The 17,649-nt window shown below is 68.3% G+C and carries 24 protein-coding genes; 4 read left to right on the plus strand and 20 right to left on the minus strand.

The genetic code is table 11. From position 1 onward, the window contains the following. Positions 1 to 72: 72 nt before the first annotated feature. The 3 genes from A5752_RS18535 to A5752_RS18545 are packed head-to-tail and all read right to left on the minus strand — an operon-like array spanning position 73 to position 1,818. Positions 73 to 417, minus strand: coding sequence for an ester cyclase (locus tag A5752_RS18535; RefSeq protein WP_067088445.1), 345 nt, complete (start codon positions 415 to 417; stop codon positions 73 to 75). A gap of 49 nt (positions 418 to 466) precedes the next feature. Then, on the minus strand, positions 467 to 1,510 hold the full coding sequence (locus A5752_RS18540) for an aminotransferase class V-fold PLP-dependent enzyme (RefSeq protein ID WP_067088447.1): 1,044 nt from the start codon (positions 1,508 to 1,510) through the stop codon (positions 467 to 469). Further along, on the minus strand, positions 1,507 to 1,818 hold the full coding sequence (locus tag A5752_RS18545; protein WP_067088450.1) for a DUF4229 domain-containing protein: 312 nt from the start codon (positions 1,816 to 1,818) through the stop codon (positions 1,507 to 1,509). The genes A5752_RS18540 and A5752_RS18545 overlap by 4 nt, the downstream gene beginning before the upstream one ends. A gap of 52 nt (positions 1,819 to 1,870) precedes the next feature. Between A5752_RS18545 and A5752_RS27790 the strand changes: the two genes are divergently transcribed. Next, entirely contained in the window at positions 1,871 to 2,032 is a 162-nt protein-coding gene (locus A5752_RS27790; protein ID WP_090276363.1) for a hypothetical protein, read from the plus strand. Between the two features lie 18 nt (positions 2,033 to 2,050). On the opposite strand, the gene A5752_RS18550 is transcribed toward A5752_RS27790, so the two are convergent. The 7 genes from A5752_RS18550 to hemL form a co-directional block, all read right to left on the minus strand. After that, positions 2,051 to 3,175 (minus strand): MinD/ParA family ATP-binding protein, encoded by a 1,125-nt coding sequence (locus A5752_RS18550; protein ID WP_502686750.1) that lies wholly within the window; start codon positions 3,173 to 3,175, stop codon positions 2,051 to 2,053. Positions 3,176 to 3,240: 65 nt separating this feature from the next. Continuing rightward, positions 3,241 to 4,227, minus strand: coding sequence for a c-type cytochrome biogenesis protein CcsB (ccsB, locus tag A5752_RS18555; protein ID WP_067088452.1), 987 nt, complete (start codon positions 4,225 to 4,227; stop codon positions 3,241 to 3,243). A gap of 101 nt (positions 4,228 to 4,328) precedes the next feature. Continuing rightward, a complete protein-coding gene (gene resB / locus A5752_RS18560) occupies positions 4,329 to 5,852 on the minus strand; it encodes a cytochrome c biogenesis protein ResB (protein ID WP_197500671.1) in 1,524 nt (507 codons plus the stop codon). Positions 5,853 to 5,980: 128 nt separating this feature from the next. Next, positions 5,981 to 6,763 (minus strand): cytochrome c biogenesis CcdA family protein, encoded by a 783-nt coding sequence (locus A5752_RS18565; RefSeq protein ID WP_067088454.1) that lies wholly within the window; start codon positions 6,761 to 6,763, stop codon positions 5,981 to 5,983. After that, a complete protein-coding gene (locus A5752_RS18570) occupies positions 6,760 to 7,344 on the minus strand; it encodes a TlpA disulfide reductase family protein (RefSeq protein WP_067088565.1) in 585 nt (194 codons plus the stop codon). The genes A5752_RS18565 and A5752_RS18570 overlap by 4 nt, the downstream gene beginning before the upstream one ends. 29 nt (positions 7,345 to 7,373) lie before the next feature. Continuing rightward, a complete protein-coding gene (locus A5752_RS18575) occupies positions 7,374 to 8,009 on the minus strand; it encodes a histidine phosphatase family protein (protein WP_067088456.1) in 636 nt (211 codons plus the stop codon). Continuing rightward, on the minus strand, positions 8,006 to 9,322 hold the full coding sequence (hemL, locus tag A5752_RS18580; RefSeq protein WP_067088458.1) for a glutamate-1-semialdehyde 2,1-aminomutase: 1,317 nt from the start codon (positions 9,320 to 9,322) through the stop codon (positions 8,006 to 8,008). The genes A5752_RS18575 and hemL overlap by 4 nt, the downstream gene beginning before the upstream one ends. A gap of 94 nt (positions 9,323 to 9,416) precedes the next feature. Here hemL and A5752_RS18585 point away from each other — a divergent pair, with 94 nt between their 5' ends. The 3 genes from A5752_RS18585 (at position 9,417) to A5752_RS18595 (ending at position 11,236) form a co-directional block, all read left to right on the plus strand. Continuing rightward, positions 9,417 to 9,797, plus strand: a complete 381-nt coding sequence (locus A5752_RS18585; RefSeq protein WP_067088460.1) for a nitroreductase family deazaflavin-dependent oxidoreductase — start codon at positions 9,417 to 9,419, stop codon at positions 9,795 to 9,797. 472 nt (positions 9,798 to 10,269) lie between these two features. Further along, complete coding sequence (locus tag A5752_RS18590) at positions 10,270 to 10,659, plus strand: hypothetical protein (RefSeq protein WP_156613993.1); 390 nt, start codon at positions 10,270 to 10,272, stop codon at positions 10,657 to 10,659. 19 nt (positions 10,660 to 10,678) lie between these two features. Beyond that, positions 10,679 to 11,236, plus strand: coding sequence for a hypothetical protein (locus A5752_RS18595; protein ID WP_067088464.1), 558 nt, complete (start codon positions 10,679 to 10,681; stop codon positions 11,234 to 11,236). Between the two features lie 3 nt (positions 11,237 to 11,239). Here the strand turns inward: A5752_RS18595 and A5752_RS18600 are convergent, their stop codons facing one another. From A5752_RS18600 to hemB, 10 genes are all read right to left on the minus strand, one after another. After that, a complete protein-coding gene (locus tag A5752_RS18600) occupies positions 11,240 to 12,598 on the minus strand; it encodes a cytochrome P450 (RefSeq protein ID WP_067088466.1) in 1,359 nt (452 codons plus the stop codon). A gap of 49 nt (positions 12,599 to 12,647) precedes the next feature. After that, positions 12,648 to 13,130 (minus strand): pyridoxamine 5'-phosphate oxidase family protein, encoded by a 483-nt coding sequence (locus A5752_RS18605; protein WP_067088468.1) that lies wholly within the window; start codon positions 13,128 to 13,130, stop codon positions 12,648 to 12,650. Positions 13,131 to 13,165: 35 nt separating this feature from the next. After that, positions 13,166 to 13,474 (minus strand): hypothetical protein, encoded by a 309-nt coding sequence (locus A5752_RS18610; protein ID WP_231967367.1) that lies wholly within the window; start codon positions 13,472 to 13,474, stop codon positions 13,166 to 13,168. Positions 13,475 to 13,519: 45 nt separating this feature from the next. Continuing rightward, on the minus strand, positions 13,520 to 14,134 hold the full coding sequence (locus tag A5752_RS18615; protein WP_067088470.1) for a TetR/AcrR family transcriptional regulator: 615 nt from the start codon (positions 14,132 to 14,134) through the stop codon (positions 13,520 to 13,522). Continuing rightward, positions 14,121 to 14,978, minus strand: a complete 858-nt coding sequence (locus A5752_RS18620; RefSeq protein WP_067088472.1) for an oxygenase MpaB family protein — start codon at positions 14,976 to 14,978, stop codon at positions 14,121 to 14,123. The genes A5752_RS18615 and A5752_RS18620 overlap by 14 nt, the downstream gene beginning before the upstream one ends. A gap of 124 nt (positions 14,979 to 15,102) precedes the next feature. Further along, a complete protein-coding gene (locus tag A5752_RS18625; protein WP_067088474.1) occupies positions 15,103 to 15,354 on the minus strand; it encodes a hypothetical protein in 252 nt (83 codons plus the stop codon). Continuing rightward, the gene (gene mce1N / locus A5752_RS18630) at positions 15,351 to 15,827 is read right to left on the minus strand and encodes a transport-regulating membrane protein Mce1N (protein ID WP_067088476.1); all 477 of its coding nucleotides are present in this window, start codon (positions 15,825 to 15,827) and stop codon (positions 15,351 to 15,353) included. Before mce1N ends, A5752_RS18625 begins: the two co-directional genes overlap by 4 nt. Next, positions 15,824 to 16,192, minus strand: a complete 369-nt coding sequence (locus tag A5752_RS18635; RefSeq protein WP_067088478.1) for a hypothetical protein — start codon at positions 16,190 to 16,192, stop codon at positions 15,824 to 15,826. The genes mce1N and A5752_RS18635 overlap by 4 nt, the downstream gene beginning before the upstream one ends. A 20-nt stretch (positions 16,193 to 16,212) precedes the next feature. After that, positions 16,213 to 16,677, minus strand: coding sequence for a hypothetical protein (locus tag A5752_RS18640; protein WP_502686753.1), 465 nt, complete (start codon positions 16,675 to 16,677; stop codon positions 16,213 to 16,215). Continuing rightward, the gene (gene hemB, locus A5752_RS18645) at positions 16,665 to 17,645 is read right to left on the minus strand and encodes a porphobilinogen synthase (protein ID WP_067088483.1); all 981 of its coding nucleotides are present in this window, start codon (positions 17,643 to 17,645) and stop codon (positions 16,665 to 16,667) included. The genes A5752_RS18640 and hemB overlap by 13 nt, the downstream gene beginning before the upstream one ends. Positions 17,646 to 17,649 lie beyond the last annotated feature (4 nt).

Below are 17,649 nucleotides of genomic sequence, written 5' to 3' on the forward strand. Positions count from 1 at the left end.
GCTCGCACTTCACTCGGAGGTCTTCGTCATGTCACCACGCCACGCCGTACCTAACGTCCGTGGTCAGAACAGCTAGCCGGCGCTGGTCCCGGTCCAGTACTCGGCGAAGCGGCCGTCCTCGATGCGCAGGATGTCGTTACCGGTGAACCGTTTCGGCCCGTCCTGGGCCGCGCCCGTTCCGACCCACCTCGCCGCCAGCATGTCGCCGTCGACGAAGGGCTCGACCTCGATCACGAACTTCAGGTCGCTGAGCATGCGATGGGTCTCCCCCACGACGTCCTGCAGCTGCGACGGGCCTCGCACCACCCGCCCCGGCCAATGCCCCACGAAATCGTCGGTGACCAGCTCGGTCGCCACGGGTTCACCTGCCCACAGTTCGGCTATCCATCGTCCGTAGAGCTCTTCAGGCGAAATCATGGTGCAGTTTTACCCGGCTCGGCGCGGCGGTACGCAATCCGCCGCTGCGTCAGCGCAGCGTGTCGAGCAGTCGGTCCAGGTCGTCGTCATCGTTGTAGAGGTGGAACCCGACCCGCACGGCCCCCGCCCGGACCGAGGCGCGGATGCCGGCGGCGGCGAGCCTGTCGGCCGCCCCCTCGATGGGCAGCGACACGATCGGCGACTCCTGCGCAGGCAGCTGCAGCTCCGCACGCAGCCGGGCGGCCAAGCCGACGGTGTGGCGCTCGGCGGCGACCGGATCGAGCGCGGCGAGCCACGGCAGCGTCAGCCCGGTACCCAGCGCGCTGAACCAGGTCGGTGAGAGGTCGAACCGTCGCGCGTCGCCGGCGAGCCGGAGCGGCAGCCCGTAGATCGCCTGCCACGGCTCCTCGGCGGCATACCAGTTCGCGGCGTGCGGCGTCATCGTGCGACGCACACGCTCGCTGAGCGACATCCAGGTGACGCCGCGCGGCGCGAGCAGCCACTTGTAGGCCGCGGCGACGGTGATGTCCGCCCAGCCGAGATCGAGCGCCTTCCAGCCGACCGCCTGGGTGACGTCGATGACGGTCACGGTGTCGGTGCCCGCGGTGGCGCGGCGCAACGCGTCGGCGTCGAGCAGCGCTCCGGTTGCCGACTGCACGAGGCTCACCGCCACCACGTCGAAGTCCGCGGCCGACGAGACGAGCTGGTCGGCGGGGAGTTCGGTCACCGTGACGCCGCGGCCGGCCTGTGCGGCGAACGGGAACGTCGTGCTGGTGAACTCCCCGGGTAGCGCGACGACGCGGCTGTTGTCGGGTATCGCGGCCGCGACCAGTCCGAGCGCCCCGGAAACGGTGCTGCCCATGGTCACCGACTCCACGGCCACGCCCGTCAACGCCGCGTAGCCGTCGCGTCCGGCGCGCACATGGTCGTCGAACGACGGAACGTCCATCGTGCCCGCCTGCCATCTGCCGATGCAGTCGTGCAGCGCCTCGACGACGAAACGCGGCGGCAGACCGTAGGTGGGGGTGTTGAGATACCCTGCCGCACCGGCGAATTGAGCCCCAAAAGCCTCCCGCGCCGCGGTGGCGGTCATCGTTGCGAGGGTGGCTCTTCGCCGCGCAATCTGGCCTGGAGTTGCTCTTTGTCGCGGCGCCTGCGCTCGTCGAAGACCGCGATGCTCTCGTTGGCGCGGCGACGAAGGGGCGCGAACAGCCAAATGCCCAGCGGCAGCGCGATCACCAGCGCGAAGAGCAACGCGACGACGAGCGGAAATTCGCGCAGTCCTAGCAGATGTCCGACGCCGAGGTTCGCCGCCGCCAGCGCCGCGACGAGCAGGAGCCGGGCCAGCACATAGGCCAGCACGTTGAGCACGAGCCGAGTTCCTTGGCGACCGTCTGACACGGACCGAGCCTACCGACGGCGCGTATATTCGAACCAAGGAGGTTTTGTTCTCGTGGCGTATCTGCTCCTGATTCTCGTACTGGGCACGCTGGCGTATGTCGGCTGGCGGCTGATGCGAGTCTCTTCGAGCCGTCCGCGCACCCGGGTGATCGGGCCGGACGACGATCCAGAGTTTCTGCGTCGGCTCGGCCAGGAGGACAACCCGCGACCGTGACGGCGCGGTTCTAGCGTTTCAGCGTCGGGCGGTAGGAAATCCGGCCGCGACGGCTGCGGCGAGTTCGAGTAGCGCTTCCCTGGTTTCCGGCTTCAGCCGTTCGAGGCTGATCTGCGCGCCTTCTTCGAGATGCGGGTCGAAGGGCACCTCGTGCACCGCCCGGCACCGCCTGCTGAAATGGTCGACGACCTTCTTCATGTCGACTTTCCCCGACCGCGGCCGCACCGCGTTGATCACCGCGATCGAGTTGCGCACCATGTCCTGGTGCCCGTGGGCGTCGAGCCAGTCCAGCGTGGCCGAGGCGCTGCGGGCGCCGTCGACCGAACCGGAACTGATCACGATCAGCGTGTCGGCGCTGGCCAGCACCGCGGACATCGCCGAGTGCATCAGCCCGGTGCCGCAATCGGTGAGCACCAGGCTGTAGAAGCGCTCGAGAACCTCCAGCGTGCGGCTGTATTCGTCGGAGCTGAACGCCTCCGACACCGCCGGGTCGCTTTCGGAGGCGAGCACCTCCAGCCGGCTCGGGCCCTGCGAGGTGTAGGCGCGCACGTCGCTGTAGGCCTGGATGCCTTCGGCGTCGCGCAGCAGATGGCGCACCGTGGCCGGCGTCTCCAGCGGAACCTTCTCGCTCAGCGTGCCGCGGTCGGGATTCGCGTCGACGGCGATCACGCGGTCACCGCGCAGCGACGCCAGGGTCGCGCCCAGCGTCGCGGTGATCGTCGTCTTACCCACCCCGCCCTTGAGCGACAGCACCGCGATGCGGTGGCACCCGCGCAACGGCCGTTGGATCTGCACCGTGAGTTGCTGCCGGCGTCGCGCCTTGGGCCCGTCGCCGAGGTTGATCAACGTGAACGACGCGTAATACAACCACCTGCGCCAGCCTTCGGATGGGGCGCGCTTGGGTCGGTCCAGCAGCGCCACCGTCGACAGATCGAGATACGGCGGCGGGTCGGCCTCGGCGTTGTCCTGCGGCGGCGAGACGACCCGCACATCCTTGGGCGGTGTCGGCGCCGTCCACTGCGGCGGCGGATCGGTCGAGGGATCGCTGAACCGGCTCTGCGCGCGGAAACCACCTGGCGCATAGGCGTTTTCGGGGATGACCGCCGCGGAAATGGCGTCGTCTCCGAGACGATCTTCAGGCACGCCGGCGGTCCCCCATGGCTTCAAAGGCTTTCGCGCCCGATCTTAGCCAAGCACGGTGCGGCGACTCAGCCGACTCCGGCGTAGGAGTGCAGGCCCACGGTGACCAGGTTGATGAAGAACAGGTTGAACACCATCGCGATGAAGCCGACGACGTTGATCCACGCGGCCTTCTTGTCCCGCCAACCGGCCGTCGAACGCGCGTGCAGATACGCGGCGTAGACGACCCAGGCGATGAACGACACCGTCTCCTTGGGGTCCCAGCCCCAGTACCGGCCCCACGCCTCTTCGGCCCAGATCGCGCCGAAGATGACGCCGAAGCCGAACACCGGAAACGCGAAGATCGTGGTGCGGTAAGCGATTCGGTCCAGGGTCTGCGGATCGGGGAGCCTGTCCAGGGCGCGGGCGAGCACGCCGTCGGAGGCGCCCCGGCGCCGCGGGTCGCCGAACCGCGACATCTTCAGCAGAAACAGAATGCTCGCGACACCGGCGACCAGGAACACCCCCGAGCCGAGGCTGACCACCGAGACGTGGATGGGCAGCCAGTAGGACTGCAGCGCGGGCATCACCGGTGCGGCGTTGGTGTAGAGCCAACGGCCCGAGACCGTCAGCAGGATCAGAACCGGAACGAGCACGAACACCCACAGCGTGCGGTACTGGCGCCGCCGCAACACCACCGCAGCGGCGACCAGCCCGCAGAAGCTGGTCAGGTTGATGAACTCGTACATGTTGCCCCACGGCACCCGTGCGGTCGCGGCGCCGCGCAGCACGATGCAGACCAGCAGCAGGCCGATGCCCAGGTAGGTCAGCGCGAGACCGGCGCCGCCGATCCGCTCGTCGAGCGGGCGTCGGGGCGCATCGGAGACGACACCGGGCGCGGCGCTGTCCGCGCGCACGCCGGCTCCGACCAACTCGCGGGCCTCGACCTTGCGACCGCGGCTGTAGGCCAGCTCGACCGCGAGCAACACCAGCGCACCCACCAGGACCAGTACCGACGACGTGAACGCCCAGTCCGAGTACCGGGCCAGGTCGATATCGATGTCCACGCTATTCATGCGCGATCCGCCTCCGCTTCTCGCTCGCTATTCATGCGGGATCCGCCTCCGCTTCTCGCTCGCTATTCATGCGCGATCCGCCTCCGCTTCTCGCTCGCCGTTCATGTGACCTTCTCTCCTGCACGATTCGCCGGCGCCGCGTCGGGAAGCAGACGCTGCGTCAACCGCTCGAACTCGTCGCCCCACCCCGAGTTGTCGGTGCGCGCCAGCCCGCCCAGCTCGACGGTTACGGTACCCGGACCTGCGGGGTTGATCCGAATCCAGACGCGGCGACGGCGGATGACGAGCGACACCAACAGCCCGGCCATCATGGTCAGCGCGAACACCAGAACCCAGACCTGCGCCGGGTCATGGGAGACCTGGACGTTGATGAACGGGACCGCGCCGTCGAACCGCACGACGGTGCCGTCGTCGAGACGCGTCGACTCGCCCGCACCCAGGTTGACGCGCGCCTTCTTGGTGAGCCGGCCCTGCTCGATCAAGCGGGGATCGAGGTTGAACAGCGACTGCGGCCGCCCGGTGTCCAGGCCGGTGTCGCCGCGGTAGACGTCGATCGCGACGGCGGGATCGTTGAGTGCCGGGAAGCTCGAGGACAGCAGCGTCCCGTGCAGCAGTTCGGTCGGCGCGAACAGGCCCTGGATTGCGAGCTGGTTCTTACGACGGTCGTCCGGGTCCGGGTACGTGCCGGCGGGCGGGTCGAACCGCATGGCGCCCGACGACAGGAACGTGATCTGGTCCTCGGGTCGCCACTGCAACGTCTGGGTGCGGGTCTGCCCGTCGGGGAAGGTCACGGTGAAGGTCGGCGCATAGCCGTGGCCCTGCAGGTACACGCGGTCGCCGCCGACGCGCAGCGGATGGTTGACCTTCAGGTGATACGGCCGCCAATCGCCGGACTGCAGGTCTGCGCCCGCCTGGTATTCGATGTCGGCGGCAAACGACGTCGCCTGACCCGTCGGCAGATAGTCGGCCTGGAAATCGTTGACCCGCAGGCAGATCGGATGCAGCGAGGTGCCGTCGACGGTGTTGCCCGCGCGGAAGGAGTCGAACGCCGCGGGCGAGGCCGAACAGAATCCGGGACCGCCGTCGGCGATGACGATGACGTTGCCCTCGTATCCGAACAGCTTGCCCGCTGCGACCGCGACGAGCAGACCCAACAGTGAGAAGTGGAAGACGATGTTGCCTAACTCGCGCAGATAGCCCTTCTCCGCGGCGATTTCGATGGTTCCGTCGTCTTCGCGGGTGACCTTGCGCCAGCCCCGCAACCGCTCGCTGATCGTCGCGGCCAGATCGTCCGCCTCTGCAGACACCTCGGCGCTGTGGTGTTTGGGCAGCCGGCCCAGGTTGCGGGGGGCAGGCACGGGATTGGCCCGCATGCTGCGGAAGTGCTCGACGAGGCGCGGGGTCAGGCAGCCGACCAGCGAGACGAACAGCAGCACGTAGATCGCGGTGAACCAGAAGCTGGAGAACACGTCGAACGCCTGCACCCGGTCGAGCCAGGGCCCGATCGTCGGATGCTCGGCGATGTACTGGTCGACCTTGGACTCGTTGAGGCTGCGCTGCGGCAGCAGGGCCCCGGGGATCGCGCCGAGCGCGAGCAGGAACAGCAGCACCAACGCGGTACCCATCGACGTGAGGGTCCGCCAGGTGTTCCGTACCAGCGCGAGCAGACGCCAAACTGCCCCATTTCCGCGATTTTCGGGCAGTTTTGCGTCTCTCCCCTGCTTACGCGTGGGCCCACGCGGGGATGGGGTGCTCATATCGGCAGCGTCACGTCGCTGACGAACGCGTCGCGGACCCACGACACGAAGTCGTTCCACACTCCCGTGACCAGCGCGACGCCGACCAGAATCAGCAGCACCCCGCCGAAGATCTGGATCGTGCGGGTGTGTTTGCGCAGCCACGCCAGACCCTGCACCGCGCGGGCAGACCCGAACGCCAAGAGCACGAACGGGATTCCGAGACCCAGACAATAGGCCACGACCAGCGCTACACCGCGGGCGACGTTGGAGCCGTCGGTCGCCGAGGCGACCGCGATCACGCCGGTGAGGGTGGGCCCGAGGCACGGCGTCCAGCCCAGGGCGAACACCGCGCCGAGCAGTGGCGCGCCACCCAACGTCGAGATCTGCCGCGGGGTGAAGCGGGCCTCGCGCTGCAACGCGGGGATGAACCCGACGAACGCCAGCCCCATCACGATCGTCACGACCCCACCGATGCGCTGCAGCAGAAGCTGATTGGTGATCAACGACGTCGTCATGCCGAGCACCGCGACGGTGCCGAGCACGAAGACGATCGTGAAGCCGGCGACGAACAGCGCGGCCGCGCCGGCCACCCGCAGACGGGTGGTCTTGGTGCTGACCGAACCCGCGGCGCCGGTGTCGTCGACGCCGACGACCGCGGCCAGATACGACAGGTATCCGGGTACCAGGGGCACCACGCACGGCGAGGCGAACGACACCAGCCCGGCAAGCGCGCTGACCAGAAGGGCCAGCAGGACCGGACCGCCGGCGATCAGTTGGTCCACCTGGTCGAGGCTCATGCGCCGGCCTTCTCCCCCGGGCCCGCACCATCCTGTTCGGCTGCAATGCGTTCCACCACCGGCTGCAGATCCTCGGCGAGCAGTTCGCGCAGGAACACCGCGGCGACCCGGTGCTCGCGGTCCAGCACCACCGTGGAGGGAATCACTGTCGCCGGATAGCGGCCGCCGAACGCGATCATGGTCCGCATCGGGGGGTCGTAGATCGAGGGGAAGGTGATCTTGCGGTCGACGATGAAGTCCCGCGCCGCGTCCCGGTTGTTGTCCCGGACGTCGATGCCGAGGAACTGCACCCCGCGATCCTTCGTGGCGTTGTAAACCTGTTGCAGCTGGCCGATCTCGGTGCGGCACGGCCCACACCACTGACCCCACACGTTGAGCACGACGACCTTGCCGGCGAAGTCGTCGAGGGAGATGGTCTTCTCCGGCTCCATCAAGTCGGGACCACTCAGTGGGCCGGGGCGACCACGATCCTGCGGTGGGTCATAGAAGATGTCGGTCTGGCCACCGGGTGCGACGAATTCGAAGGTACCGCCCTGTGCGACGGCGTCGTCACCGGTGGAGCAACTGGCCAGCGCGAGCATCGCCGCGCAGGCCAGCAGGACCCACCGCCTCACTGCCCGGCCAACTCCGCGTAGCCCCAGCCGACGTAGGTGTCCCCGTGAAAGTAGAACGACGTCACCGACGCCAGGTTGCATAGCCGCCGGGTCGGGAAATGGTGCAGCGGTTGACCGGTCATCGCTCGGCGCAGCGTCTCGACAGGCAGCTGATGGCTGACACACACCGCCTCGTGGCCGGCCGCCTTCGCCCGGGCCCGGTGCACGGCGCCGGTCATCCGCTCGGCGATCTCGCGGTACGGCTCCCCCCACGACGGCGTGCGTGGATTGCGCAGGTGCCACCAGTTGCGGGGGTCGCGTAGCGCGCCGTCACCCGGCGAAACCCGTTGTCCCTGGAAGATGTTCGTCGATTCGATGAGCTCGCCGTCGGTGTCGATGGACAGCCCCAGCGCCGCCGCTATCGGTGCCGCAGTCTCCTGCGCCCGCTCCAGCGGCGAGGCGACCACATACACGATGTCGCGCGACGCCAGCCAGTCCGCCACCGCCTGCGCCTGGGCCCTGCCCCGCTCGGAGAGGTGGTAGTCGGGGAGGCGGCCGTACAGAATCTTCTCGGGGTTGTGCACTTCGCCGTGACGCATCACGTGCACCACAGTCTTCACGGCCTCGCCGGCCTCGGACAGCTGGTCGGTCATTCCGGTTTGACCGCCTCAGCCGCGGCCCGGGCCGCGCCGGGCAGCGCGGCGGCGATACGGTCGAACGCCTCGTCATCCAAAGCCGTTGACACGAACCAGGTCTCGAAAGCACTCGGCGGCGGGTAGATACCGGCGTCCAGCAGCGCGTGGAAGAACGCCGGGAAGCGCCACGTCTCCGAGGCGCGCGCCGACGCGAAGTCGGTGACGGGCTGGTCGGTGAAGAACACGCTGAGCATGTTCCCGGCACGCGAAACCGTGTGTGCTACACCGGCTTCGGTCAGTGCACGGCCCAGCAGGCCGGCGAGGCGGTCGGCGTTGGCGTCGAGCTTGACGTAGGCCGCGTCGTCGGCTGCGCGCAGCGTCGCCAGCCCGGCCGCCATGGCGACGGGGTTCCCGGACAACGTGCCTGCCTGGTACACCGGCCCCTGCGGCGCGAGGCGGTCCATCACCTCGGCGCGTCCGCCGAAGGCCGCCGCGGGCAGCCCGCCGCTCATCACCTTGCCGAAGGTGAAGAGGTCGGCGTCGACGGGATCGATGCCGTACCAACCGGATCGGCTGACCCGGAATCCGGTCATCACCTCGTCGACGATCAGCAGTGCGCCGTGGTCGGCCGTGATGCGTCGCAGCGCGGCGTTGAAGCCGGGCAGCGGCGGCACGGTGCCCATGTTTCCGGCGCTGGCTTCGGTGATCACGCAGGCGATCTCGTCACCGAACTGGCCGAAGATCTCCTCGACCGCGGCGACGTTGTTGTAGGGCAACACGATCGTGTCGGCGGCCGCGGCGCCCGTCACCCCGGGCGAGGACGGCAACCCGAGTGTGGCGACACCGGAGCCCGCGTCGGCCAGCAGTGCGTCGCTGTGGCCGTGATAGCAGCCGGAGAACTTCACGATCTTGGCCCGGCCCGTGAAGCCGCGAGCCAGCCGGATCGCGCTCATCGTGGACTCGGTGCCCGAGTTCACCAGCCGCAGGCGCTCGACCGGGGTGACCCGGTCGATGATCTCGCGGGCCAGTTCCGATTCCGACGGGGTCGGCGCGCCGAACGACAGCCCGTCGGTGACGACCCGCTGCACCGCGGCGACGACGTCGGGGTGCGCGTGGCCCAGGATCATCGGTCCCCATGAGCAGACCAGGTCGACGTAGCGGTTACCGTCGGCGTCAATCAGCCAGTAGCCGTTGGCGGAGGTGATGAACCGCGGGGTGCCGCCGACCGAGGTGAAGGCCCGCACGGGCGAGTTCACCCCGCCCGGGATGACGGCCGACGCCTCGGCGAACAACCGCGCCGACACCTCGGTGGTCATCTGGTCAGCACGCATGGCCACCAGTGTCCCAGCCCCGCGCAAACCGTCAACTACAGGGTGTAGTGGGCGATCGCTTGAGCAGGGCTCCGGCGCCCGGTTGGATGAGCCCATGCAGCTACCGCAATGGCTCGCCCGGTTCAACCGCCGCGTCACCAATCCGTTCCAGCGGTTGACGGCGGGCTGGGCTCCCGGGATGGGCATCCTCGAGCATGTCGGCAGAAAGTCGGGCAAGCGCTACCGGACGCCGTTGACGGTCTTCCCCACCCGCGACGGGGTGGCCATTCTGCTCACCTACGGCCCGGACCGCGACTGGCTGAAGAACGTGATCGCGGCGGGCGGCGGGCGGATCACCAGGTGGGGCCGGTCGTTCGATGTCCGCGATCCGCGCGTGGTCGCGAAGGGCGAGGCCGGGCCGTGGGTCACGGGGTGGATGCGGGTGATGTACGGGGTGATGCCGGTCGAGCACGCCGTCATGCTGACGCGGGTCTGACCCCCTGCCGAGCCCGCGCAACCGGAAAAGCGCGGCCGTCCGCGGCACCTGATTTCGGGGCGATGCGGGCGTGTCGCAGCCTGACTGGATTTTGTTTTTTTCTCGGGTATGGTCGCGCATTGGAAGCGGGTGCTAGCGAAAGGAAAAAAATGGCTAGTAAGTCGCAGGGTCGCGAACGAAAAAAGCCGGCGATGACGTTGAAGGAACGCCGCGCCGCCAAACGCGAGAAAGCGGTGGACGAATTCTTGCCGCGCCGCAAACGCGCTGGCTGATCGCCGGTAGCTGCGTTTTGACGTGTCGGTTCGCCGGTATTCACCGGCGAACTGTTGCGTGACCGTTCAGACCGGTTGATCGCTTCTCAATCCTTGAAATTCCGCATTTCGCATATCTCGCGTCGCTAAAAGCGATGCGCAATTTTTCAACGTCTTTGGAGGACAGTTTTCATGTGTGAGTCGGCGTGCGTGCTGGCGTGATGAGGCAACCGAATGCGATGGGCGGCCAAGCGGGGTCGTCGGCGGACCCAACGCTGGTGGCGCTCCTCGACGCCCTTGCCGAAGCGTCGCCCCCGTCCGGCCGCAGCGACGCCTACCGACGGGGGTTCAACATGGGCCTTCGGTTCGCGCGGATCTGCGCCCTCGATGAGATCGCGGCGAATTCGGGCAGCTTCATCCGAGCATCGCTGAACGGTGGGCCCCGCGCGCAGCGCGAGAGCGCACGGACCCATGCGGCTCTTCGGCGCATCGCGGCACGACTCACGGATGAGTTCGTCCTCGGCGCGGACGACCACGCCGCCGGCTACCGAGACGCGACGGCGGTTGTGCTGGAAAGGATCGACGGCGAACAGGAACGAATCGCGAGCTGAGCGAAAGGAGGGTGGGTGGGTGGAATTCCGAAATCCCGGCGACGCGCCGATCATGGTGGTCGGACGAGCATCGAGCCTGTCCGAGGCGATCGCCGCGGCTTGTCAAAACCGCGGCATCGCAGTCGTTCGACACCGGCTCGATGCGGCCACGACACCGAACGTCCCGCACGACGCAACTTCGCTTGATTCCGCCGTCGCGATCGTCGACGCCGACTGCGTCGACTCCATGTTCGGCGAGCACCATGCGGTACGCCGGCGGCTGCGCCAGTGCGGGGACGCCATCTACGAGGCGGCGAGCATGGCGGCAGGCGAGTTGGGCGCGCGCCGTGTCCTCGTCATCGGCGACGCGCGCGGTCTTTCGTTCGGACGCGGGGCCCGCGCCGAGCGATGGTTACGCGATCTCGCGCACCGGATCGGCTACGAAGGCTCTATCAACGGGCTCACCGGGCTGGTGACGTCGTATGCGGTGGTGGAGACCGACCGGCAGGTACGGGCGATCGCCGAGGCGGTCGCCGATTGGCACCGCGGTGAGATGCCCGGCGGCACGACGCGCTTGGGCGCTGCCGCAATGCAGTAGACCTCAGCGTCGCGGCCGCATCCGCGCCCGGACCGGACCTTTGGCGATGGTGGTGAACGGCACGTCGGTTTCGAACGTGTCGTCGAGCGATTCGACCCGGGCGGCGCGCACGATCGTGGCCAGCGCCAACGTCGTCTCCAGGCGTGCGAAGTGCTCGCCGATGCACGGCCGCCCGCCGGCCAGCCACGGCAGGAACCGCCAGCGATCGCGGTTCTGGGTGTTCTCGGGACTGAACCGCTCGGGATCGAAGACCTTCGGATTCGGCCACAGGGCCGGGTCGTGGTGCAGCCCGTAGATGCCGAGCGCCACCAGGGTGCCGGCCTCGACGCGGTAGCCGTCGACCGCGATGTCGCGGGTCGCCAGCCGGGCCACGCCGGCCGCGGGTGGGCACAGCCGGATCGCCTCGTGCAGCACCTGCACGGTGTATTGAAGCCGCGGCACATCGTCGGGGGTCAGTTCCCGCTCGCCGATGGCGGCGGCCTCCGCGGCGACGCGGTCCTGGATGTCGGGGTGACGTCCGAGGACCCAGAGCGTGAACGTGAGCGCGGTCGAGGTGGTGTCGTGGCCGGCGAGCATGAAGATCAGCAGGTCGTTCGAGATGTCGTCGTCGGACAGCGGCAACCCGGTTTCGGGGTCCACCGCCGCCATCAACGCCCGCACCAGGGGCGCGTCGCGCGTTGGGTCGGTGCGGCACGCGCGCACCATGTCGTCGGTGATCTCCTTCATCTCGGCGACCGCGCGGCGCACGCGGCGGCGAGCGGGTGTGGGCAGCCAGCGCGGTGCCCGCACCGGTCGCAGCGCACGGTCGGCGGTATAAGACGACGCGACGTGCATGCACCGGGCGATGGTGTCGGCGCGCTCGTTGAGGTCGATGCCGAGCACGGAGTGTCCCAGCGACTGCATCGCCACGCGGCGGCACTCGTCGTCGAGATCGAGTTCGCCGCCCTCGGGCCAGCGATCGACGAACGCCTGGGCCGCCGCGGACATGTAACCGCCGAACTTGCGGACGTTCTGCTTGGTGAACACCGGCTGAAGCGCCCGCTTGCGGGGCCGCCACAGGTCATTGGGCAACACGAAAAGGCTGTCGCCCGCCATGTTGCGGACCTCGTCGTGGTAGATGCACCGCTCCGAGGAATTGTCGGAGCGGGTGAGCACGTCGCGCATGCCGTTGGGCGACATCACCGCGACGATCGGCGGATACACCCACTTCGGCGCTATCTGAATACGGGTGATGGGGCCCCCTGCGTCGCGAATGACATCCTGCCCGGTGTCGAGCCGGCGAAGGAGTCGGGCCAACCGCCAGATCGGCAGCGGGTTCTTGGGCACCAGCGGCAACGCCGTGACGTCGAGCGTGGTGGTCATGTGCAGATCATCACCCCTGGCGCGTCGGCTCGGCACCGGTACGGGATATTCACGCCGACCAGGTGAGCGGCGCGCCTTCACCTCTCATCATCACGGCGCCGGGCATGACCCGGATGCGGTAGGGCGACAACCGTAGCGCGGCGAACTCTTCGGAGGTCGGCCCGTCTTGCCACATCGGGATGATCCGCGGGTCGTAGCCCACCGGTGCGGGCGCGGTCGCGAACTTGTCCCACACCGCCGCCTTGGTCTCGTCGTCGACGTACCACTCGACCAGACACTCGGCGCTGCAGGTGTCGTGGTCGGGCTTCCAGTAGCTCACCGAGACCTCCGGGTGCACGGCGAGATGGCTCTTCTTGATCGGCGACGGCACCGTGGCGATCCAGCCGAACAGGTCGGTGCCGTCCCACTCCCAGATCGGATGCAGGATGCGGGTACGGGGCCTGCCGTTGGCATCGACCGTGGCCACCGAGGCCCACACGATGGAATGGGCCATCTCGACGAACGCGGGCGCAATCTGCTCCAGGGTGGTCACGGTTGCCTAGCGTAGGCAGGTGCCGTCCCGGCCGGTCAGCTGCCGCTGCTCTCCGAAGCCTCGCTGTCCGCAGAATCCTTGCTGAACTTGGGGTTTCCGTCGTCGTCGAGCCAGTCGTTGACCGCGGTGCCCGCGACGGCGCCGCCGGTCCCGGGCATCTTGGTGGTCGGCCGTTCCTCCTCGTAGGCCTTATGCATCTCTTTGGCCTTTTCCCGATGCTCGTCGGTGATCTCGGGCTTCTCTGTCGGCGGCCGATCCTCGGGCTCGTCGAGCACTTGATGATGTTCGTCGGTTTCGGGTTCCGGGCTCTGCTGTTCTTCGCTCTGCCCTTGTTCGCTGGTCATGGACTACGACTGCCCGGAGAGCCGAAATACGAAACGCGGTTTCGGCTAACCGGTGGGAACCGTTCGCAAAGCAGCGGGCAGGCTGGGAAGAAAGTGTTTGCGAGCGAAAGCGCGGATGTCGTCGGCGGACTCCAGCGGCCGGGAACTGGGCAGCAGCAACACCATCGCCGCGTACCGCAGGATGGTGTCGGCCAACTCCTCGACAGCCTCCTCCCCGATCCGCTCGGCGAATCCGGCGGGGAAGATGATCCGCAAAGCGGCGGCCATCCGGGCGATCGCCGCGTCGTAGTGCCTGCGGGCGAGTTCGAGCAGCAGCGCGGGCTCGTCGGTCAGTATCCGGTACAGCACGCGATGGCGGCGGAACTTCAAGATCGACAGCGTGAACGCCTCGACATAGTAATTCGACTGCGGCCCAACTCGTTTGACCTCTTCGGCGATGTCGGCGAACAGCGCGATGTTCTCGCGCTCGATCACCGCGGCCACGAGCTCGTCGCGGTTGGCGAAACGCCGGTAGATGGTCGTTCGGCTGACGCCTGCGCGACGCGCGACGTCGTCGAGCGCGACCCGACGGAAGCCGTGTCGCTCGAACTCGATGACGGCGGCGTCGAGGATGGCTTCCATCGCCGGGTCGTTGCCCGTCGCCGGGTCAGGCTCGGGCATAACCTTTTTGGGCGTAGCCGTTGTAGCGCCACTTCATAGGCAGACGATCCCACACCCAGTTGACCGGAGGCGAGCGCCAGAACGCCGCGAAGCGTTGGTAGCGACGCTCCTGGCGCTCGCTCCACGGCAGTTGCAGCAGCTCGCGGGCGCGGGGCGGCAACCCGCCGGTGGTCAGGAACGCCGCCAGCGGGTTGAACAGCGGCCCGATCAGCCGCCATGCCCATGCGGGAACGCCCTTGGGCCACGGGAACCCCTTGGTGACGTAGCCGACGCCGTACACCGCGGTCTTGTGTGCGACAACGATCTCGTCGAGCATGCGGTCCCAGTAGCGCTCGAACTCGTCGTAGGTGGCCGGCATCGGCCGCTCACTCACGCCGTAGCGGCGGTACCACGTCTTCGACTCGAGATAGATCTGCTCCTTCTCCTCACGGCTCAGCCGCTTGACGAAGGTGTCGGCGAAGTACAGCACCTGTTCGACGAATGTCGCGTGCGCCCAGAAGTAGGTCTCCGGATCCAGCGCGTGGTAGCGCTTGCCGTCGGGCATCTCGCCCTTGATCTCGGTGTGGAAGTCACGGACCTGCGTCCCGGGGTTGTCGTCGTCGGAGCCGTAGACGGTGTTGAAGATCGGCGGCAGCGAACGCTTCACCCGCGCGGCGGTGTCGTCGAAGAACACCGAGTGGTCGAGCACGCCCTGACCGAGTTCGGCCAGCATGTTCTGCAGCACCGCGGGCCGCGGCCCGATCAAGTACATCCGGTTGTCCCCGAAATAGCGCCACACCAGCGACTGCGGCCCCAGCGGGAGCGCGTCGTCGACGGGTCTGTTCGTCTCCACCAACTCGGTCATGTGGAACAGTGTTACAAATTTCGCACTTTGTACCAAGCGGCTGTGAGAGGGCTCACGACAGACAGCATCGGGCGCGCGGGAGAGAAGCCGTGATCTGAAAGCGGCCGATCAGCGACCGGGAATGCTATTTCGTGTCAGCTCGCACGCGAGCACGACGCCAGTGGGCGACGGCCAGCACGACGAGCACCCCGGCGACCGCCGCCAGCAGCAGCGCAAGGCCGAGCATCGGCGCGCTGTACTCGACCGAGGACGTCTCCGGCTCGCCTTCCAGCACCGGCGCCACCGCGACCGTCGTCGCGGCCGCCGTCCAGCTCAGCACGCTGCCCACCGCCGCGGCGACGGCCAGCACAAGCTCGAGCGCTGCCCGGACCCTCATGCGGGCGGGATGCGCTCTTCGATCAGCTGGGTCAGCGACTCCCGCAGCTTCTGATGCTTGCGGGCCCACGCCTGAGCGGTGCGGTCATTGGTCATCTTCAGCCCGATGCCGGTGCGGCCGCGGGGGACGCCGGTGAGTTCGCCGAGCGCGCGCGCCGACTGCCATTTCGGGGCATCGGGGCCGGTGGGTTCGGGGTAGATGCGCACGATCTCGTCGGTGCGGATCCGTTCGGTGCCCTGGCGCAGGGTGTCCGGGGTCAGCTCGACCGAGGTGTGGATGCGGGCGGCCTTGACCTGGATGCCCAGGAAGCCGGTGACAAGGAGTAGGAACATGCCGGGCACCATCCACTGGAAGCCGTATCCGGCCGACGCCTGGATCAGCCCCATGGCGATCGCCGAGGCGGGTCCGGCCGCCAGCCACCACCAGCTGGCACCCTGCTCGTAGAACAGCACCTGCGGTGCCTTCTCGGTCATGTCGCTTCCCCCTGGTCGGCCGCGGGCCGCGTGATCAGCACCGCCCCCGCGATCAGCGGCAGCACCGCGAGCACGGTGACGAAGTGGACGACGCCGCTCAGGGCGAGCAGGGCGACGAACACGACGATGGTCGACGCCAGCGCCACACCGGCCCGGCGGAACCGGACATCGCCGGTGCGGCTGCGGCCGGCGAGGAAGGCCATCCCCGCACCCGCGGCGACCGTGAGGATCCCCGCGCCGCGGAACAGCGTCGGAAGGTTCACCGAGGCGGCGATCAGACCGCCGAGCATCAACATCACCGAAGCGACGACCCAGCACCAGAAGGCGGCGGTGACGACGCGGTTTCGCGGCGCAGGAGCGGTCATGGTCGGGTCAGCCTATCGGGTCACCGGGTGAAGAAGTCGGTGGCGTCTTTGCGGTGCAGCAGATATACGCCGCCGACGATCAACACCGAGCCGAGGATCGCGGTGACCGCATAGGAGACTGCGGCGGCCGGCGGCCGGTCGCCGCGCAACAGGTTGCTCGCGACGTAGACCACGACCGCGACGCCCGTGCCGGTCAGCACGGTCCGCGCCCACCGATAGCCCTGGCGCATCAGGATCTGAAAGGTCAACACGATGGCCCCGATGATCAGGATGAACACCACCGAGAGCGCAAGCACCGGTGCCGGCAGCTTGTCGGTGCGGTCGTCGACCAGCAGGTCGACGATGTGGCCGACGGTCAGCAGCGGAAGCGAGGCGACCCAGAGCCAGAAGCCGGTGTCCACGTCGTCGGGGCGGGTGCCGGGTTCGCGTGATGGCTGCCCGGCGGGATCCGAACGGCCGTGGGACTCCGGGCTCACGCCAGCCAGGCGGCGACGTCGGCCGCCCAGTACGTCAAGACGATGTCCGCCCCCGCCCGCCGGATGCTGGTCAGGGTCTCGAGGGCAACGGTCTGCAGGTCGATCCAGCCGTTGGCGGCGGCCGCGCTGATCATCGAGTACTCGCCGGAGACCTGGTAGGCGGCCACCGGCACGGGCGACAGGTCGGCCGCCGCGCGCACGACGTCGAGATAACCCATCGCGGGCTTGACCATCACGATGTCGGCGCCCTCGCCGATGTCGAGTTCGATCTCGTGCAACGCCTCGCGCGCATTGCCCGGATTCTGTTGATACGTACGACGATCGCCACGCAAGCTCGACCCCACCGCATCCCGGAACGGGCCGTAGAAACCCGAGGCGAACTTCGCGGCGTAGGCCAGGATGACCGTGTCGGTGTGCCCCGCAGCGTCCAGGCCGTCGCGGATCGCGGCGACCTGGCCGTCCATCATGCCGCTCGGACCCACGACGTGGGCACCCGAATCAGCTTGCGCCACAGCGAGCTCCACGTAGCGCTTGTTGGTCAGGTCGTTGTCGACCCGGCCCGCGCCGTCGAGCACCCCGCAATGACCGTGATCGGTGAACTCGTCGAGGCAGGTGTCGGCCATCAGGACGGTGTCGTCGCCGAGGTCGCCGGCCAGGTCGCGCAGTGCGACGTTGAGGATGCCGTCCTCGGCAACGCCGATCGAACCGGTCGGGTCCTTGTCCTCGTCGCGCGGAACGCCGAACAGCATCAGGCCGCCGACACCGGCCGCCACCGCGTCGGCGGCGGCGCGGCGCAGCGAGTCGCGGGTGTGCTGCACGACGCCGGGCATCGAGGAGATCTCACGGGGTTCGTCGATGCCGTCGGCGACGAACATCGGCAGCACCAGTTGCCGTGGCTCCAAGGCGGTTTCGGCGACCAGCCGCCGCAACGCCGGAGTCGCGCGCAGCCGGCGGGGACGATGCCTGGGAAAACCCATCTCG

The sequence above is a fragment of the Mycobacterium sp. 852002-51961_SCH5331710 genome, assembly GCF_001665535.1.
Taxonomy (GTDB): Bacteria; Actinomycetota; Actinomycetes; order Mycobacteriales; family Mycobacteriaceae; genus Mycobacterium.

Excerpts from the sequence above, each read along its gene's own strand:
- resB (WP_197500671.1), bottom strand. The coding sequence starts at position 5,852 with ATGGGTACCGCGTTGGTGCTGCTGTTCCTGCTCGCGCTCGGCGCGATC.
- A5752_RS18535 (WP_067088445.1), bottom strand. The coding sequence starts at position 417 with ATGATTTCGCCTGAAGAGCTCTACGGACGATGGATAGCCGAACTGTGG.
- mce1N (WP_067088476.1), bottom strand. The coding sequence starts at position 15,827 with ATGACCGAGAAGGCACCGCAGGTGCTGTTCTACGAGCAGGGTGCCAGC.
- A5752_RS18575 (WP_067088456.1), bottom strand. The coding sequence starts at position 8,009 with ATGACCGACCAGCTGTCCGAGGCCGGCGAGGCCGTGAAGACTGTGGTG.
- hemB (WP_067088483.1), bottom strand. The coding sequence starts at position 17,645 with ATGGGTTTTCCCAGGCATCGTCCCCGCCGGCTGCGCGCGACTCCGGCG.
- A5752_RS18625 (WP_067088474.1), bottom strand. The coding sequence starts at position 15,354 with ATGAGGGTCCGGGCAGCGCTCGAGCTTGTGCTGGCCGTCGCCGCGGCG.
- A5752_RS18565 (WP_067088454.1), bottom strand. The coding sequence starts at position 6,763 with ATGAGCCTCGACCAGGTGGACCAACTGATCGCCGGCGGTCCGGTCCTG.
- ccsB (WP_067088452.1), bottom strand. The coding sequence starts at position 4,227 with ATGAATAGCGTGGACATCGATATCGACCTGGCCCGGTACTCGGACTGG.
- A5752_RS18600 (WP_067088466.1), bottom strand. The coding sequence starts at position 12,598 with ATGACCACCACGCTCGACGTCACGGCGTTGCCGCTGGTGCCCAAGAAC.
- A5752_RS18570 (WP_067088565.1), bottom strand. The coding sequence starts at position 7,344 with ATGCTCGCGCTGGCCAGTTGCTCCACCGGTGACGACGCCGTCGCACAG.
- A5752_RS18585 (WP_067088460.1), top strand. The coding sequence starts at position 9,417 with ATGCAGCTACCGCAATGGCTCGCCCGGTTCAACCGCCGCGTCACCAAT.
- A5752_RS18620 (WP_067088472.1), bottom strand. The coding sequence starts at position 14,978 with ATGACCGAGTTGGTGGAGACGAACAGACCCGTCGACGACGCGCTCCCG.
- A5752_RS18540 (WP_067088447.1), bottom strand. The coding sequence starts at position 1,510 with ATGACCGCCACCGCGGCGCGGGAGGCTTTTGGGGCTCAATTCGCCGGT.
- hemL (WP_067088458.1), bottom strand. The coding sequence starts at position 9,322 with ATGCGTGCTGACCAGATGACCACCGAGGTGTCGGCGCGGTTGTTCGCC.
- A5752_RS18610 (WP_231967367.1), bottom strand. The coding sequence starts at position 13,474 with ATGACCAGCGAACAAGGGCAGAGCGAAGAACAGCAGAGCCCGGAACCC.
- A5752_RS18635 (WP_067088478.1), bottom strand. The coding sequence starts at position 16,192 with ATGACCGCTCCTGCGCCGCGAAACCGCGTCGTCACCGCCGCCTTCTGG.
- A5752_RS18590 (WP_156613993.1), top strand. The coding sequence starts at position 10,270 with ATGAGGCAACCGAATGCGATGGGCGGCCAAGCGGGGTCGTCGGCGGAC.
- A5752_RS18615 (WP_067088470.1), bottom strand. The coding sequence starts at position 14,134 with ATGCCCGAGCCTGACCCGGCGACGGGCAACGACCCGGCGATGGAAGCC.